Source organism: Bacillus sp. MHSD_36 (genome assembly GCF_030757775.1).
GTDB lineage: Bacteria > Bacillota > Bacilli > Bacillales > Bacillaceae_G > Bacillus_A.
Genome location: NZ_JAVBIS010000038.1, coordinates 1 through 362 on the forward strand (window position 1 = coordinate 1; position 362 = coordinate 362).

Sequence of the window (362 nt, forward strand, 5' to 3'; positions counted from 1 at the left end):
ACTTAAGAAAAAATGGAGGAGGTAGAGGGATTCGAACCCCCGCGCGACTCTCGCCGCCTGTCGGTTTTCAAGACCGATCCCTTCAGCCGAACTTGGGTATACCTCCATGAAGGAAAAAAGAAATATTATATTATTTATGTCTAAACCATTTAAAAAGAAAATGGAGGAGGTAGAGGGATTCGAACCCCCGCGCGATTCTCACCGCCTGTCGGTTTTCAAGACCGATCCCTTCAGCCGAACTTGGGTATACCTCCGAGACATATAATAAATAAAGTGGAGCCTAGCGGGATCGAACCGCTGACCTCCTGCGTGCAAGGCAGGCGCTCTCCCAGCTGAGCTAAGGCCCCATGTTTTTTGGGAAA

The 362-nt window shown here is 49.2% G+C and carries 3 tRNA genes; all 3 read right to left on the minus strand.

The features are described from left to right. Nucleotides 1-13: 13 nt before the first annotated feature. Nucleotides 14-106 (minus strand) — tRNA-Ser (locus tag Q9B79_RS26870). Nucleotides 107-161: 55 nt separating this feature from the next. After that, nucleotides 162-254, minus strand: a tRNA-Ser gene (locus tag Q9B79_RS26875). 20 nt (nt 255-274) lie between these two features. Next, nucleotides 275-347: transfer RNA gene (locus Q9B79_RS26880), tRNA-Ala, on the minus strand. Nucleotides 348-362 lie beyond the last annotated feature (15 nt).